Origin of the sequence: Oceanicola sp. 502str15 (assembly GCF_024105635.1) — a bacterium.
Taxonomy (GTDB): domain Bacteria; phylum Pseudomonadota; class Alphaproteobacteria; order Rhodobacterales; family Rhodobacteraceae; genus Vannielia.
Genome location: NZ_WYDQ01000001.1, coordinates 567,298 through 583,070, shown reverse-complemented (window position 1 = coordinate 583,070; position 15,773 = coordinate 567,298). Strand labels below are relative to the sequence as shown.

13 protein-coding genes are annotated in these 15,773 nt (G+C 67.6%); 8 read left to right on the top strand and 5 right to left on the bottom strand.

The window, feature by feature from the left end; translation table 11 throughout:
- The first annotated feature begins 27 nt into the window (after positions 1-27).
- The 4 genes from trpC (at position 28) to lexA (ending at position 3,266) form a co-directional block, all read left to right on the top strand.
- The gene (gene trpC, locus GTH22_RS02750; RefSeq protein ID WP_252943032.1) at positions 28-837 is read left to right on the top strand and encodes an indole-3-glycerol phosphate synthase TrpC; all 810 of its coding nucleotides are present in this window, start codon (positions 28-30) and stop codon (positions 835-837) included.
- Between the two features lies 1 nt (position 838).
- Positions 839-1,324 carry a cyclic pyranopterin monophosphate synthase MoaC gene (moaC, locus tag GTH22_RS02745; protein WP_252943031.1) on the top strand — a complete coding sequence of 162 codons (486 nt, stop codon included), beginning with the start codon at positions 839-841 and terminating at the stop codon, positions 1,322-1,324.
- Complete coding sequence (gene glp, locus GTH22_RS02740; RefSeq protein ID WP_252943030.1) at positions 1,321-2,490, top strand: gephyrin-like molybdotransferase Glp; 1,170 nt, start codon at positions 1,321-1,323, stop codon at positions 2,488-2,490. The genes moaC and glp overlap by 4 nt, the downstream gene beginning before the upstream one ends.
- An 80-nt stretch (positions 2,491-2,570) precedes the next feature.
- Complete coding sequence (lexA, locus tag GTH22_RS02735; RefSeq protein ID WP_252943029.1) at positions 2,571-3,266, top strand: transcriptional repressor LexA; 696 nt, start codon at positions 2,571-2,573, stop codon at positions 3,264-3,266.
- Positions 3,267-3,293: 27 nt separating this feature from the next.
- Here the strand turns inward: lexA and GTH22_RS02730 are convergent, their stop codons facing one another.
- Positions 3,294-5,321, bottom strand: a complete 2,028-nt coding sequence (locus GTH22_RS02730; protein ID WP_252943028.1) for a ComEC/Rec2 family competence protein — start codon at positions 5,319-5,321, stop codon at positions 3,294-3,296.
- Between the two features lie 87 nt (positions 5,322-5,408).
- Between GTH22_RS02730 and gltX the strand changes: the two genes are divergently transcribed.
- The 4 genes from gltX (at position 5,409) to GTH22_RS02700 (ending at position 11,147) form a co-directional block, all read left to right on the top strand.
- Entirely contained in the window at positions 5,409-6,821 is a 1,413-nt protein-coding gene (gene gltX, locus GTH22_RS02725) for a glutamate--tRNA ligase (protein ID WP_256471546.1), read from the top strand.
- Positions 6,822-6,931: 110 nt separating this feature from the next.
- The gene (gene gltA, locus GTH22_RS02720; RefSeq protein ID WP_252943025.1) at positions 6,932-8,227 is read left to right on the top strand and encodes a citrate synthase; all 1,296 of its coding nucleotides are present in this window, start codon (positions 6,932-6,934) and stop codon (positions 8,225-8,227) included.
- 205 nt (positions 8,228-8,432) lie between these two features.
- Positions 8,433-9,482 carry a calcium-binding protein gene (locus tag GTH22_RS22185; protein WP_305884651.1) on the top strand — a complete coding sequence of 350 codons (1,050 nt, stop codon included), beginning with the start codon at positions 8,433-8,435 and terminating at the stop codon, positions 9,480-9,482.
- A 207-nt stretch (positions 9,483-9,689) separates the two neighbouring features.
- Positions 9,690-11,147 carry a calcium-binding protein gene (locus tag GTH22_RS02700; protein WP_252943023.1) on the top strand — a complete coding sequence of 486 codons (1,458 nt, stop codon included), beginning with the start codon at positions 9,690-9,692 and terminating at the stop codon, positions 11,145-11,147.
- Positions 11,148-11,222: 75 nt separating this feature from the next.
- On the opposite strand, the gene GTH22_RS02695 is transcribed toward GTH22_RS02700, so the two are convergent.
- From GTH22_RS02695 to GTH22_RS02680, 4 genes are all read right to left on the bottom strand, one after another.
- On the bottom strand, positions 11,223-11,999 hold the full coding sequence (locus GTH22_RS02695; protein ID WP_252943022.1) for an enoyl-CoA hydratase-related protein: 777 nt from the start codon (positions 11,997-11,999) through the stop codon (positions 11,223-11,225).
- A gap of 70 nt (positions 12,000-12,069) precedes the next feature.
- Positions 12,070-12,513, bottom strand: coding sequence for a cytochrome c-type biogenesis protein (locus tag GTH22_RS02690; RefSeq protein WP_252943021.1), 444 nt, complete (start codon positions 12,511-12,513; stop codon positions 12,070-12,072).
- 41 nt (positions 12,514-12,554) lie between these two features.
- Positions 12,555-14,531 carry a heme lyase CcmF/NrfE family subunit gene (locus GTH22_RS02685; protein ID WP_252943020.1) on the bottom strand — a complete coding sequence of 659 codons (1,977 nt, stop codon included), beginning with the start codon at positions 14,529-14,531 and terminating at the stop codon, positions 12,555-12,557.
- Between the two features lie 82 nt (positions 14,532-14,613).
- The gene (locus GTH22_RS02680) at positions 14,614-15,744 is read right to left on the bottom strand and encodes a VWA domain-containing protein (protein ID WP_252943019.1); all 1,131 of its coding nucleotides are present in this window, start codon (positions 15,742-15,744) and stop codon (positions 14,614-14,616) included.
- Positions 15,745-15,773: the final 29 nt, after the last annotated feature.

The following is a 15,773-nucleotide window of genomic DNA, read 5'->3' as shown; positions in this document are numbered from 1 at the left end:
CCCCTGCCTGCGCAATAAGTGTTCGCCATGAGCCAGACCATTCTTGACCGCATCCGCGACTACAAACTCGAAGAGATCGCCGCCGCCAAGGCCGAGCGCTCCACCGAGACCATGCTCACCGAAGCCGCCGGCGCCCCCGCCGTGCGCGGCTTCCGCGACGCCCTGATCGAACACAGCCGCCACGGCTACGCGCTCATCGCCGAGGTAAAAAAGGCAAGCCCCTCCAAGGGTTTGATCCGCGAAGACTTTGACCCCGCCGCGCTCGCAAGGGCCTATGAAGAAGGCGGCGCAGCCTGCCTCTCGGTGCTCACCGACGGCCCCAGCTTTCAGGGCGCGCCCGAGTTTCTCACCGCCGCCCGCGAGGCCACTTCCCTGCCCGCGCTGCGCAAGGATTTCATGTTCGACACCTACCAGGTGCTCGAGGCCCGCGCCTGGGGCGCCGACTGCATCCTCATCATCATGGCCGCCGTCGACGACACGCTCGCCCATGAGCTGGAGGCCGCCGCCGTCGAGCAGGGCATGGACGTGCTCGTCGAGGTCCACAACGAGGAAGAGCTGGAGCGCGCCATGCGCCTCGACTCCCGCCTTCTGGGCATCAACAACCGCGACCTGCACAGCTTCGAAACCACGCTCGACACCACCAAGCGCCTCGCCCGGCTGGCTGAGGCCAATCGGCTGCTGATCTCCGAAAGCGGCCTCGCCACCCCCGCCGACCTCGCCGAGCTGGCCCAATACGGCGCCCGCTGCTTCCTCATCGGCGAAAGCCTGATGCGGGCCGATGATGTCGCCGCGGCCACCCGCAACCTGCTGGCCGATCCGTTCTCGGCCGGCCCCTGACATGTCGCAGGACAAGGCCCTCACCCACTTCGACGCCGAGGGCAGCGCCCATATGGTCGATGTCTCCGCAAAGGCGGTCACCGACCGTGTCGCCGTTGCCGAGGGCTGGGTGAAGATGACACCGGAAACCCTTGAAATCGTTCAGCAAGGCAGCGCCAAGAAGGGCGATGTTCTGGGCGTTGCCCGGCTTGCAGGCATCATGGCCGCCAAGCGCACCCCCGATCTCATCCCGCTCTGCCACCCGCTGCCGATCACCAAGGTCGCCGTCGAGCTCGAGGCCGACCCCGACCTGCCCGGCATCCGCATCGCCGCTACGGTCAAGACCACCGGCCAGACCGGGGTGGAGATGGAGGCGCTCACCGCCGCCTCCGTGGCCGGGCTGACGGTCTACGACATGCTCAAAGCCGTTGATAAGGCGATGGAAATCGGCGGCATCCGGGTTCTGCTGAAGGATGGCGGCAAGTCGGGCCGCTATCAGGCCTCTTGATCTCGGTCGAAGACGCGCTGGCCAGGGTCTTTGCCCTCGCCACCCCTCTGCCCGCCGAGCCCGTCCCCCTGCGCGCCGCCGCAGGCCGGGTGCTCGCGGCCCCGGTCATCGCGCCGCGCGACCAGCCCCCGTTTTCCGCCTCCGCCATGGACGGGTATGCCGTGGCCGGCCCCGTCAGCCCCGGGCAGCGCTTCACCGTGATCGGTGAAAGCGCCGCCGGACGCGCCTCGGGCCTTGCGGTCGGGGCGGGACAGGCGGTCCGCATCTTTACCGGCGCGCCCTTGCCAGACGGCGCAGATCGCGTGGTAATTCAAGAGGATGTCGAGCGAAGCGAAAGTGAAATCACGCTGCGCGACAAGCTCGATGACGCCACCCACATCCGCCCCGCCGGAGGCGACTTCAAGGCCGGCGACAGGCTTGAGCCGGGCCGCATCCTCACCCCCAACGCCCTCGCCCTCGCCGCCGCCATGGGGGCCTCCAGCGTCACATGCACCCGCAAGCCCGTGGTGTCGCTCATGGCCACCGGCGACGAGCTTGTGATGCCCGGCGACACCCCCGGCCCCGACCAGATCATCGCCTCCAATTCCTTTGCCCTGGCCGCCATGTTCGAGGCCGAGGGCGCCGAATGCCGCCTGCTCCCCATCGCCCGCGACACCCGCGAGAGCCTGCGCGCCGCCTTCGCGCTTGCCGCCGGCTCGGAACTTGTGATCACAACCGGCGGGGCCTCGGTGGGCGATCATGACCTCGTGTGCGAGGTCGCCGCCGATCTCGGGATGGACCGCGCCTTCTACAAGGTCGCCATGCGCCCCGGCAAACCGCTGATGGCCGGAACGCTGAATGGCATGGCCATGGTCGGCCTGCCCGGAAACCCCGTGTCTTCAATCGTTTGCGGACATGTCTTCATCCGCCCGCTCCTGCGCAAGATGCTCGGCCTCGGCGAGGCCCCGGCGCCCCGGCGGCCCCTGCCGCTCTCCGCGCCCCTGCCGCCCAACGGCCCCAGGGCCCACTACATGCGCGCCGTGATCACATCCGGCGAGGTGGCCGCGCTCGAGCGTCAGGACTCCAGCCTGCTCACCGTGCTCGACGCCGCCAACGCCCTCATCGTCCGCCCGGTCAACGACCCCGCCCGCGCCGCCGGAGAGAGTGTTGAGGTCATCGACCTCTGATCCCCCACGATCAGAACGCTTGACACAAAACGTGAACTTTGCCAGAACATCTGCAACCGAGGCCGAGCATGGAGAGCCCGATGCTGACCAAGAAGCAGTTGGATTTGTTGAAGTTCATCGACGGGCGGATGCGCCGCGACGGTGTTCCCCCCTCCTTTGACGAGATGAAGGACGCGCTCGATCTGCGCTCCAAGTCCGGCATTCACCGCCTCATCACGGCCCTCGAGGAGCGCGGCTTCATCCGGCGGCTGGCTCACAAGGCCCGCGCTATCGAGATCGTCAAGCTGCCCGAGGCGCTCGAAAGCAAGCGCAACGCCGGTTTCCAGCCCACCGTCATCAACGGCGACCGCCCCGATGCCGCCCCGCCCCCCGGCGCCATGGCGGTGGAAGCCGCGGCCATGGAGCTGCCCGTCATGGGCCGCATCGCCGCCGGTGTACCGATCGAGGCGATCAGCCAGGTCAGCCACCACGTTGCGGTGCCCGGCTCCATGGTGGGGCGCGGCAAGCACTATGCGCTTGAAGTCAAAGGCGATTCGATGATCGACGCCGGCATCAACGACGGCGATGTGGTGGTGATCCGCGAAGGCACCACCGCCGACAACGGCGATATCGTCGTGGCGCTGGTCGAAGATCAGGAAGCCACGCTCAAGAAGTTCCGCCGCAACGGCAACTCCATCGCGCTGGAGGCCGCCAACCCGGCCTATGAAACCCGCGTGTTCCGCGACGATCAGATCAAGGTTCAGGGTCGCCTCGTCGGGTTGATCCGCACCTATTGAACGCGTCCGGGCGGGAGAGATCCCGCCCTAGGGCGCCCAGGGCCGCCGCCCCGCACGATCGGCGGCGGTCACCAGCTTTCCATCCTGCATCACCGCCAAGGCGCCGGTGTCGCGCATCCGGGAGGGGCTCCATAGGTCGCAATCGCCTTCAACCGGCGGTTTCGGCTCTACGCTCACGATCAGCAGCCCCTCGCCGCAAAGCCCGCCGGCCCTCGCCGCAGCCCCCCGCCCCGACACATGCACCACCGCGTGCCCTGCCGCCTCGAACCGCAGCACACCGCCCTCTGCCGCCGCCATCCGCGCCGCCGCCACCTCCTGCCGCGCGCCGTCACCATCATTTTCCAGCCAGACCTCGGCCGTAAAACTCTCGCCCTTCGCCTTCGAAAGCGCCCGCCCCTCCGGCCCCAGCAGCCCCACGAGCCCGCCCCGGTCGGACACCAGCAACACAGGCCGTTCGGCCCCACTCCAGAGCCACAGCGCCAGCACCAGGCCGCCCAGCCCTAGCCAGCGCCCGCCGCCGCGCCAGAGCACCAGCCACAGCCCGCCGAACGCCAGCACCGGCAGCACCCACGGCCCCGGGCTCACCACATGGGTCACCGCGCCCGAAAGCCCTGCCACCCAGGCCGCCACGCCGAGGATCCAGGCGCAGCCCCAGCCCATGATCTGCAACGGCAGCCAGCTCAACCCCAGCGGCGCCAGCACCCCCGCCACCAGCGCCCAGGGCATCACCCAGAGCCCCATCACCGGCACCGAAGCGAGGTTGGCGATCAGCCCGTAATCCGCGATCCGGTTGAAATGCGCCGCCGCAAAGGGCGCCGTCGCCGCGCCCGCCACCGCCGAGGATATCACCAGCGCCGCCACCCCCTTCAGCGGCGCCGGCCAGCGCGCGCCAAACCCGCCGCCATCGCGGATCGCCCCGAACACCGCGACCAGCGCCGTGGTGGCCGAAAAGCTCATCTGGAACCCGGGCGACAGCAGCGCCTCCGGCCTGCGCACCAGCACGATCACCGCCGCCAGCGCCACCGCCCTGAGCGAGATCGCCCGCCGCCCGATCAACACCGCGCCCAGCATCACCGCCACCATGATGAAGGCCCGTTCCGTGGCGATGTTGCCGCCCGAAAGCCCTAGGTAGCCCGCCCCCGCAACCAGCGCCACCACCGCCGCCAGCCTGCGCGTGTCGAGCCGCAGCGCCAGCCACGGGATCAGCGCCAGCAAGGCGCGGATCGCGGCAAAGATCGTGCCCGTCAGCAGCCCCATGTGCAGCCCCGAGATGGCCAGCAAATGCGCAAGGTTCGAAGCGCGAAGGTCTTCCAACGTGCGCTCCGACACCGCCGAGCGGTCGCCGGTCAGCAGCGCGGCGGCAAAGGCCCCGGGCTGGCCGCCAAGCCGCTCCCGGATCGCCGCAGACAGCGCCACCCGCGCCCGGAACATCACGAGGCCGGCGCGGCTGTTCTCTGCCGGGGCCATCGCAAAGACCGGCGTGCGCGTGTAGCCGACCGCGCCGATCCGGTCGAACCACGCCTGCCGGCGAAAGTCGTAGCCCCCCGGCTCCACCGGCCCCGGTGGCGGCGACAGGTTGGCGGTCAGCATCACCTGCAGGCCCGGCTCCGCCACCAGCCACCGTTGGTCGCCATGGAGCGATACCCGCACCCGTTCGGGCACCCGCGCGGGCGCCATGTCGCCCAGCCGCACCCGGTCCAGCGTCAGCCGCACCGCGTCGGAGGCCGAGCGGTCGATGTCCACGATCCGCCCTTCTACCGGCCCGTAGTAGCGATAGCCCAGCACCGGCGCCGCCACATCCGCCGTGCGCGCCCAGGCCAGCACCCCGCCGAAAAGCACCAGCGCCAGCGCCGCGAACACCGGGGCCAGCCCTTCGCCCGCCAGCCGTGCGAGCAGCAGCCCGGCCAGCGCGGCAGCCCCCGCCAGACCCACCTGTGCGCCCGCAGGCTCCTGTAAAAGCGAGAAATATCCGCCGATTCCCAGCCCGAGGCAGACCGGAGACCAAAGCAGCAGGTGCCCCCGTTGGGCAAGGAGCGGCAGCGCCAGCCTCCCCATAAGTGGTGGCCTTGCCCTGCCTGAGCCGATTGCATACACGTCTCCCAGCAGAGACAAATCTTCCTTTATAAAAGGTTAACGCCGCCCATGCCCTCGGACGCGCCCGCTCAAGTCGTCACTCGCATCGCTCCCTCGCCCACCGGGTACATGCACATCGGCACCGCGCGGACCGGCCTGTTCAACTGGATCTTCGCCCGCAAGATGGGCGGCAAGTTCCTCCTGCGCATCGAAGATACCGACCGGGCCCGCTCTACCCCCGAAGCCACCGACGCAATCTATCGCGGCATGCGCTGGCTCGGGCTCGACTGGGACGGCGATGCGGTCAGCCAGTTCGAGCGGGTGCCGCGCCACGCCGAGGTCGCCCGCGAGATGCTGGCCAATGGCACCGCTTACAAATGCTTCGCCACGCAGGACGAAATTGCCGCCTTCCGCGAGCAGGCCAAGGCCGAGGGCCGCTCCACGCTCTACCTGTCGCCCTGGCGCGATGCCGACCCGGCCAGCCACCCCGATGCGCCCCACGTGATCCGCCTCAAGGCCCCGCGCGAGGGCGAGACCGTCATCAACGATGCGGTGCAGGGCGACGTGACCTTCAAGAACTCCACGCTGGACGACATGATCCTGCTGCGTTCCGACGGCACGCCCACCTACATGCTCGCCGTGGTGGTCGATGACCACGACATGGGCGTGACCCACGTGATCCGCGGCGACGACCACCTCAACAACGCCGCCCGCCAGTGCCACATCTATACCGCCATGGGCTGGCCGCTCCCGGTCTACGCCCACCTGCCCCTGATCCTCGGGCCCGACGGCAAGAAGCTCTCCAAGCGCCACGGCGCGACCGGCGTGGAGGAGTACCAGAAGATGGGCTACCCCGCCCCCGCCATACGCAACTACCTCGCCCGCCTCGGCTGGAGCCACGGCGACGACGAGTTCTTCACCGACGAGCAGGCCCGCGAATGGTTCTCCCTCGACGGCATCAACAAGGCCGCCGCCCGCTTCGACTTCAAGAAGCTCGACAATCTCTCCGGCCAGCACATCGCCGCCATGGACGACATGGACCTGATGGGCGAGATCGAGGCCTATCTCACCGCCATCGAGGCAGTGGAGCTGACCGAATCTCAGAAGGACGGGTTGCTGCGGGCGATGTATTGCCTCAAACCCTCCGCTCGCACCCTGCCCCAACTGCTCGAAAAGGCCGCCTTCGTGGTCGGCACGCGGCCCTTTGTTCCCGACGAAAAAGCCGCCAAGGCGTTGGACCCGGTATCCCGTGGTATACTGTCGGAATTGACGCCGCACCTGCAAAATGCTAGCTGGAACCGCGAGGCGCTGGAGGCTGCGCTCGGAGAGTTCGCGGAGAGCAGGAACAGCAAGTTCGGACAGCTTGCAGCCCCCCTTCGCGCAGCACTTTCGGGCCGGGCGGCAACGCCGAGCGTGTTCGATATGATGCTGGTGATCGGCCGGGCTGAAACTTTGGCACGGCTGCAAGACGCGGCGACTTGAGGCCGGTTAAATCCGTGCTAACTGTGTTGCCGTAAAGAGGAACAAGATCCTCATGCGAGGCCTGTTCTACAAGGGCCTGCGTGCGCCCGTGACCACTGAAAGGGACTTTCATGGCAGACACCTCCAAGACGGCAAATCTGACATTCGACAACAAGTCGATCGAGTTGCCGATTCACACACCCACCGCTGGGCCCGATGTGATCGACATCCGCAAACTCTACGCTCAGGGTGATGTCTTCACTTACGATCCGGGGTTCACCTCCACAGCCGCTTGCGAGAGCACGATCACCTTCATCGACGGCGAGAAGGGCGAATTGCTGCACCGCGGCTATCCGATCGACCAGCTCGCCTCCAAATCGCATTATCTCGAGGTCTGCTACCTCCTGCTCTACGGCGAACTGCCCACCGCCGAGCAGCTCGAGCACTTCGAATTCACCATCACCCACCACACCATGCTGCACGAGCAGATGCAGTATTTCTTCCGCGGGTTCCGGCGCGACGCGCACCCGATGGCCGTGATGGTGGGCGTGGTCGGCGCCATGGCCGCCTTCTACCACGACAGCACCGATATTTCCGACCCCGAGCAGCGCGAGATCGCCTCGCACCGGCTGATCGCCAAGATGCCGACCATCGCCGCATGGGCCTACAAGTATTCCGTCGGCCAGCCCTTCGTCTATCCGCGCAACGACCTGAGCTATGCCGAGAACTTCCTGCACATGTGCTTTGCGGTGCCGGCAGAAGAGTACAAGGTCGACCCGATCCTGAGCCGCGCGATGGACCGGATCTTCACCCTCCACGCCGATCACGAGCAGAACGCCTCCACCTCCACGGTGCGCCTGGCCTCCTCCTCCGGCGCCAACCCCTTCGCCTGCATCGCGGCCGGTGTGGCCTGCCTCTGGGGCCCGGCCCACGGTGGCGCCAACCAGGCCTGCCTCGAGATGCTCAAGGAAATCGGCTCGCCCGAGAACATCCCCGAGTACATCGCCCGCGCCAAGGACAAGGAAGACCCCTTCCGCCTCATGGGCTTCGGCCACCGCGTCTACAAGAACTTCGATCCCCGCGCGACGGTGATGAAGCAGTCTGCCGACGAGGTGCTCGATCTGCTCGGCGTCGAGAACAATCCGATCCTGGCCACCGCCAAGGAGCTGGAAAAGCAGGCCCTCGCCGATCCCTACTTCGCCGAGAAAAAGCTGTTCCCGAACGTCGATTTCTACTCCGGCATCATCCTCGAGGCGATGGGCTTCCCCACCTCGATGTTCACGCCGATCTTCGCGCTCTCGCGCACCGTCGGCTGGGTCAGCCAGTGGAAAGAGCAGCTCGCCGATCCGACCATGCGCATCGGCCGTCCGCGCCAGCTCTACACCGGCGCGCCGTTCCGCGACTACGTCGAGGTCGAAGACCGCTGATCGCGCAACAATCCAACCTGTCAGGGGCCGCCACGTGCGGCCCTTTTCATGTCCGGCGCCCACCCCGCGCAACCCTCAGATGTATCCGGCGCGGCCCTCGGAAACAATCTCGCGCGCCTCTCGATCCCGCTATTCGGCCCCTTTGAAACATGGTAAATCCCGCCCGCCAGGGCCCCGATCGTGGTGGCCCTCCAGAGGTTGCACCATGTGGGTCTTCTTGCTTCCCATCCTGCTGTCCGCGGGCGCCATCGCCGCCCTTATCAACAACAATGACGACGACGACGATGACGCCGCGCGCGATGCCGAAGAGGGCACCGAGGGCGATGACACGGTCACCCTCACCGATGGCGCCGATTACTTCGACGGCCTCGCGGGCGACGACACCATCGACGGCGCCGCCGGCCACGACAGGTTGCTGGGCAACACTGGCAACGACACCCTGATCGGCGGGCCGGGCAAGGACACGCTCGAGGGCGGCCCCGGCAACGACCTGCTCGACGGCGGCGACTGGGACGACACCCTCTCCGGCGGGCCGGGCGACGATACCCTCCACGGCGGCCCCGGCAATGACACGCTGAACGGCGACGGCGGCCGCGACCTGCTCTTCGGCGATGCTGGCGACGACACGCTCGACGGCGGCGCGTGGCACGACGTGCTCTCCGGCGGCAGCGGCAACGACACCCTGAGCGGCGGCGCGGGCATCGACCTGCTGCTCGGCGGGGCCGGCAACGACACGCTCGATGGCGGCGACGGCGACGACCTGCTCTACGATGCGCAGGGCAGCAACACGCTCTCGGGCGGCGCCGGAAACGATGTGATCTTCTCCGCTCGCTCCAGCTTCTCCGCCGCGCTCGACACGCCGGGATACACTCTCAACGCCGAGGTGGCCGAAGATCTGCTGCAAAGCCTGCTCCAAAGCGCCGATGGCGGTGCCAATGCCGATATCGTATCGGGCGGCGCCGGCAACGACCTGCTCCTGCTCGGCGAGGGCGACACCGCAAACGGCGGGAGCGGGTTCGATGCCTTCGCTCTCGGCAAATGGATGAAGGGCGCCGCCACGATCGAGGATTTCACCCCCGGCGAAGACGACATCCTCGTGCCCTATCTCAACACCGGCACGGCCCCGGTCGTCTCCACCGCGCTCACCGCGACGGGTGCCACCCTCTCGCTCGACGGCTCGGTGGTCGCCGTCATCACCTCGCCGGGCCTCACCCTCGCCGAGCTCAACGCATCGGTGCATCTGATCCCGGCCTGACACGGCCCCCGGCACCTGCCCGCAACCGGGGCGGGTGCCACCCCCAACATGTTGTTATCAGGCCCGCCTCAACCGGCAGATGTGACTGGTAACGATATGGAAACAATGGATTTCCACAGCACGCCACATGTGGACACAATCCCTTCACATGTTAGCCTTGTTTCAGTGGGTTTCGCCAGATTCGGCGTCCAATGGGGGTTCTTTGACATGTGGATTTATATCCTTCCTACACTTCTCGGTCTCGGCCTGATCGCGGCGCTCGTCGATGACGGCAGCGACAATGACGATTCCTCGGCTGCAGAGCCGACCGATACCGAGGGGACGGAAGGCCCCGATGACGTAACGCTCACCGACGGCGCGGATTTCTTCGACGGCCTCGGCGGCAACGACCGGATCGACGGCGGCAATGGCTTCGACCGGCTGTCGGGCGGCGAGGGCAACGACATCCTGATCGGCGGCAACGGGCAGGACGTGCTCAACGGCGACGCCGGCGACGACTTCATCCAGGGCGGCGACTGGGACGACACCATCAACGGAGGTGAAGGCAACGACACGCTCGAAGGCAACAACGGCAACGACACCATCAACGGTGACGGCGGCGCCGACACCATCGCCGGCGGCCTCGGCAACGACACCATCGACGGCGGCACCGGCTGGGATACCATCCTCGGCGGCGACGGCAGCGACACCATCAACGGCGCCGGCGGCAACGACACCATCGACGGCGGCGAAGGCCCCGACACGATCTACGGCGGTGAAGGCGACGACACCATCGACGGCGGCCTGCGCGGCGACACCATCTTCGGTGAAGGCGGCAAGGACACGATCATGGGCGGCGGCGGCGCCGACACCATCGACGGCGGCGACTGGCACGACACCATCGACGGCGGCGAAGGCTTCGACACCATCTTCGGCGGCTCCGGCAACGACGTCATCACCGGCGGCCTCGGCAAGGACATGATCGACGGCGGTCTCGGCAACGACACCATCTCCGGCGGCATCTGGGACGACACCATCCTCGGTGGTGACGGTGCCGATGTGCTTTCCGGTGACGAGGGCAACGACGTGATCGACGCCGGCACCGGCGCAGACACCGTCGACGGCGGCACCGGCGCCGACATCCTGATCGGCGGCGAAGGCAACGACACCATGGACGGTGGCGCACAGGCCGACATGCTGGTCGACGGCGACGGCACCAACACGCTAAACGGCGGCGACGGCAACGACATCATCTTCTCCGAAGCCAGCGTCATCACCACTCTGCCCACCGCCTCCAACCTCGCCACCCGCGAGGCCCTGCTCGACGAGCTTCTGGGCGAGCTCGTCACCAACGGCGGCAACGGCTCGGCCGACACCGTCGATGGCGGCGAAGGCAAGGACATCCTCGTTCTGGGCGAGAACGACACCGCCACCGGCGGCGCAGGCGCAGACGATTTCTTCGTCGGCACCTGGCAGGACGGCTCCGCCGAGATCACCGATTTCGACCCGGCGGAAGACGAGATCATGGTGCACTACGAAGATGGCACCACGGCCCCCACCGTCACCACCGCGCTCTCCGCCACCGGCGGCACGGTCTCGGTCGATGGCACCGTGGTGGCCACCGTCACCTCGCCCGGCCTCACCCAGGCCCAGCTCGACGCAGCGGTCTCGCTCGTCGCGGTCTGACAGGGCCAGCCCCCAAAGCAAACGGCCGCCGGATCCTTCCGGCGGCCGTTTTCGTTTTTGCGCCCGAGAAGCGGCTCACCGCCCTTCGTAACTGGCCGGCCGCTTCTCCAGAAAGGCCATCACCCCTTCCTGGAAGTCCCGGCTCTTGCCGCACTTGCCCTGCAACTTCGCCTCCAGCGCAAGCTGTTCCTCAAGGCTGTTGTCATAGGCGCTGCGCAGCGCCCGCTTGATCTGGCGATAGGCCAGCGTCGGCCCGTTGGCGAGGTGCTGCGCCCGGCCCCACCAGTGGTCGGCAAAGCCCTCGTCGGGCACCGCCTCCCAGATCATGCCCCACTCCGCCGCGTCCTTCGCGCTCACCGGCTCGGCAAAGAGCGCCGCCCCCATCGCCCTCGGAAAGCCCACCTGGCGCGGAAGCCACCACGTGCCCCCGGCATCGGGAATGAGCCCGATCCGCGCGAAGGCCTGAAGGAACACCGCGCTCTCGGCGGCAATCACCACATCGGCGGCCAGCGCAAGGTTGGCCCCTGCCCCCGCGGCATGGCCGTTCACCGCGCTGATCGTCGGCACCCGGCACTCGTAGATCGCCTTCAGCATCGGCTCGTATTCGTCGATCAGCGTGCGCTCCATGTCGGCATCGCTGGCCGAGGCCCCTTCGCCCAGATCCTGCCCCGAGCAGAAGGCAGGCCCCGCACCGGTCATCACCAGCACGCGCGCCTCCGCCTCCGCCGCTTTCACCGCATGCAGGATCTCGGCCCGCATCTGGGTGTTGAGGCAGTTCATCTTCTTGGGGGTGTTGAGCGTGATCACCGCCACGTGGTCACGCACCGAGTAGCGGATCGCTTCATATATCATCTTGGGGCTCCCTGAATTTCTCAGGGACAAGATAGTGAACTTATCGGTTCAGAAAAGCCCAAACGGCGCGTCACATGTCTTTGCCCAAAAGCTCGTTCAGCCGGGCTTCCTCCTGCGGGTCCAGCGCATCGGGGGATTTGCCCGCATTTCTCTGCCGCTGCCGCTGCGCCCCCACCGCGACGCCAAGCCCGGCCAGCAGCAGCGCCGGCCCGGCCAGCCAGACAATCAGGTTCCAGCCTTCCTTGGGCGGGTTCATCAGCACGAAGTCCCCGTAAAGCCGCAGGAACTCCGCCTTCACCTCCGCATCGCTCGCGCCCGCGGCGATCATCTCGCGCACATGGGCGCGTGCATCGCGCGCCCAGTCGGCATTGGAAGAGGCGATGGATTCGGCCTGGCACTTCACGCAGCGCAACTCATAATCCAGCGCCCGCGCCCGCGCTTCCAGCGCCGGATCGTCGAGCATCTCCGAAGGGTCCAGCGCCAGGGCCATCCCGGCCCAGAGAGCAAGGATCAAGGCTGTGGGGGCGGCAGCCCCCGCCATGCGCCGCATCAGCCTCATTCCGCCGGCACCCCGTCTGCCCGCGCCCGGCGCGAAGCCCCCGCCGCCAGCCGGAACCGCCGGTCGGAGAGCGACAGGAAGCCGCCCAGCGCCATCAGGATCGCCCCGCCCCAGATCCAGTTGGCAAAGGGCTTGATATAGGTCCTGAGCGCCCAGCCCCCGCTGGCCTGCTCATCGCCCACCGCAAGGTAGATGTCGCGCCAGAGCCCGTTCCTGATCGCCGCTTCCGTCGTCGGCATCGCCTGCACCGGATAAACCCGCTTTTCCGGGTGCAGCACCGCAATCTGCTGGCCGCCCTGCGACACCGCCACCGCCGCCATGGTGCTGAAGTAGTTCGGCCCCTGCACCCGCTCCACGCCCTGTAGCTCGATGGTGAAGCCGGCCACCTCATAGGGCTCGCCGGGCTTGGCCACGCGAATGTCTTCCACCTGCCACGCGGTGATCGCCGCCACCCCGAGGATGGTCACGCCCAGCCCCGAATGGGCAACGAACTTGCCCCAATCGGCGCGCGGCAACCGGCCCAGCCGCGCGATGCGCCCGGCAAGCGGCCCGCGCCCGGTGCGGCTCATCATGTCCACGACACCGCCCACCACGATCCACACCGCCAGCCCAAAGCCCACAGGCGCCAGCAGGCTGCGCCCGCTCTGCACCGCCCAGACCAGCCCCAGCGCCGCCAGCGCCAACACCAGCGCCGGCATCACCGCGCGCAGGCTCCGGCCCAGCTTCGCCCGCTTCCACGGCAGCATCGCGCCAATCGGCAAGATCACCGCCAGTGCCACCATGAAAGGGGTGAAGGCGGTGTCGAAGAACGGCGCCTGTACGCTCAGCTTCTTGCCCAACGCCAGCTCCGCCACCAGCGGCCAGACCGTGCCGACAAACACCAGCAGCGAGGCCACCGAGAGCAGCACGTTGTTCAGCACCAACGCCGTCTCCCGGCTCACCGTCGCAAACAGCCCCTTGGCCTCCATCGACCCGGCCCGCAGCGCAAACAGCAAAAACGCCCCGCCCACGAAAACCCCGAGGATCACGAGGATGAACACCCCCCGCTCCGGGTCATTGGCAAAGGCATGGACACTGGTGATCACGCCCGAGCGCACGATGAAGGTGCCGATGAGCGAAAACCCGAAGGCGGTGATCGCCAGCAGGATCGTCCAGGCCTTCAGCGCCTCGCGCTTCTCCACCACGATGGCCGAGTGCAGCAGCGCGGCGGCAAAGAGCCACGGCATGAAGCTCGCATTCTCCACCGGATCCCAGAACCAGAAGCCGCCCCAGCCAAGCTCGTAATAGGCCCACCACGAGCCCAGCGCGATCCCGATGGTCAGAAACACCCATGCCGCCAGCGTCCATGGCCGCACCCAGCGCGCCCAGGCGGCATCCACCCGGCCCTCGATCAGCGCGGCCACGGCGAAGGAGAAGGCCATGCTCAGGCCAACGTATCCGAGGTAGAGAAACGGCGGATGAAAGGCGAGGCCCGGGTCTTGCAGCAGCGGGTTCAGATCCTGCCCGTTCAGCGGCGGATCCGCCAGCCGCAGGAAAGGATTGGAGGTGAAGAGGATGAAGGCATAGAAGGCCACGCCCACCGTTGCCTGCACCGCAAGCACCCGCGCCCGGAAGGTCTCGGTCAGGTTGCCGCCAAACACCGCCGCCGCCGCGCCGAAACCCGCGAGGATCAGCACCCAGAGCAGCATCGAGCCCTCGTGGTTCCCCCAGACACCGCTGATCTTGTAGAGCATCGGCTTGAGGGTGTGAGAGTTCAGCGTGACCAGCCGCAGCGAGAAATCGCTGGTGACGAAGGCCCATGTCAGCGCCGCAAAGGAAATGCCCACCAGCACGAACTGGAACACCGCCGCAGGCTCGGCCATGGCCATCCAGCCGCTCCAGCGTTTGGCAGCCCCGATCTGGGGCACCACGGCCTGCACCACCGAAAGAACGGCGGCAAGGATCAACGCAAAGTGGCCCAGTTCAGCTATCATACCCGCGGTTCTAGGCTATCCGGGTGCCGCCGCCAATTCCCTGCGCTCACCCGTCGCAGGGAAGTGACCTTGCGCCCCTACCCTACTCCAGCGCCATTTCCGCCCGATAGGCCGCCACCGCCGCCCTCGACGCCTCGCGCACCTCCGAAGACAGCTCCCCCGTCACCCCGCGCAGCGCGCGCGCTTCGTCACGCGCCCGCTTGTTCAGCGCCGCCGCGCAGGCGGCGCCGGGGGCCCCGCTCTCCTCCGCTGCCTTCATCGCCCGCAGCACCGCCATCTGCCGCTCCGTCGGATCGTTGCGCTTCACGCATTTGGCCAGTTCGAGGTAGGCATCGTAATAGACCTTGGCCACACGGCCCGCATTCAGATGCACGCAATAGCGATAGCGGGCCAGTTGCGCCTCGGTCTCCTTGATCGCATCGAGCTGGCGGCGCAGCTCCCGGGCATCCTTGGCCGGATAGTAGGTGCCCCCCGCCGCCGCCGCGATGGCTTCGAGCTGGGCGGCGGTCCCTGCGTCCACGTCAAAGCCGATGGTGTTCACCACCGTCTTCACCCCCGCCTCGTAAAGTGCCCCGGCCGCCGCCACAGGATCGCCCTCGCAGGTCTCCTCCCCGTCCGAGATCAGGTAGACCACCGGCGCAAGGTCGCCCTCCTCCTCCTTCGGCGCGGGCAGGTCGGCCACCAGCCCGGCCGAATATTCCAGAACCCCGCCCAGCGGCGTCCACCCGGTCGGGCTGAGATCGCGAATGCTCTCCTCCAGCTTGCCGCGCCGCGCCCCGAAATCATGCACCAGCTCCGAGGCCGCACAGGACTCCGCCTTGCCGTCCTCCTTGTTGTTGCCCCGGTGGCCATAGACCACCAGGCCAACCTTCACCTCCTGCGGAATGTCCTTCAGAAACGCCAGCGCCTCACGCTTGGCCGCCGCCATCTTGCTCTCCCCGCCCACCTGTCCGGCCATTGAGCCGGAGGCGTCGATCGCCAGGATCATGTGGCTGGTCGGACGGCGGGCGATCTCCGCTGCCGGCGGTGTGCACTGGTCCAACGTGGAGCTGCCGTATTGCGGCGTGCAGCTCTTCAGGTCGATCGGCGTGTCGGCGGTGATCTCGGCATAGAGCGCGTCGCAATCCACCGCCCCGTCACCACCCTCCTGCTGCGCCGTGGCACTCCCGCCGGAGGCCAGCACCAGGCAGATCCCTCTCAAGAGCCATTTCATCGCACACACCCCTCGCCAATTGTTCACCA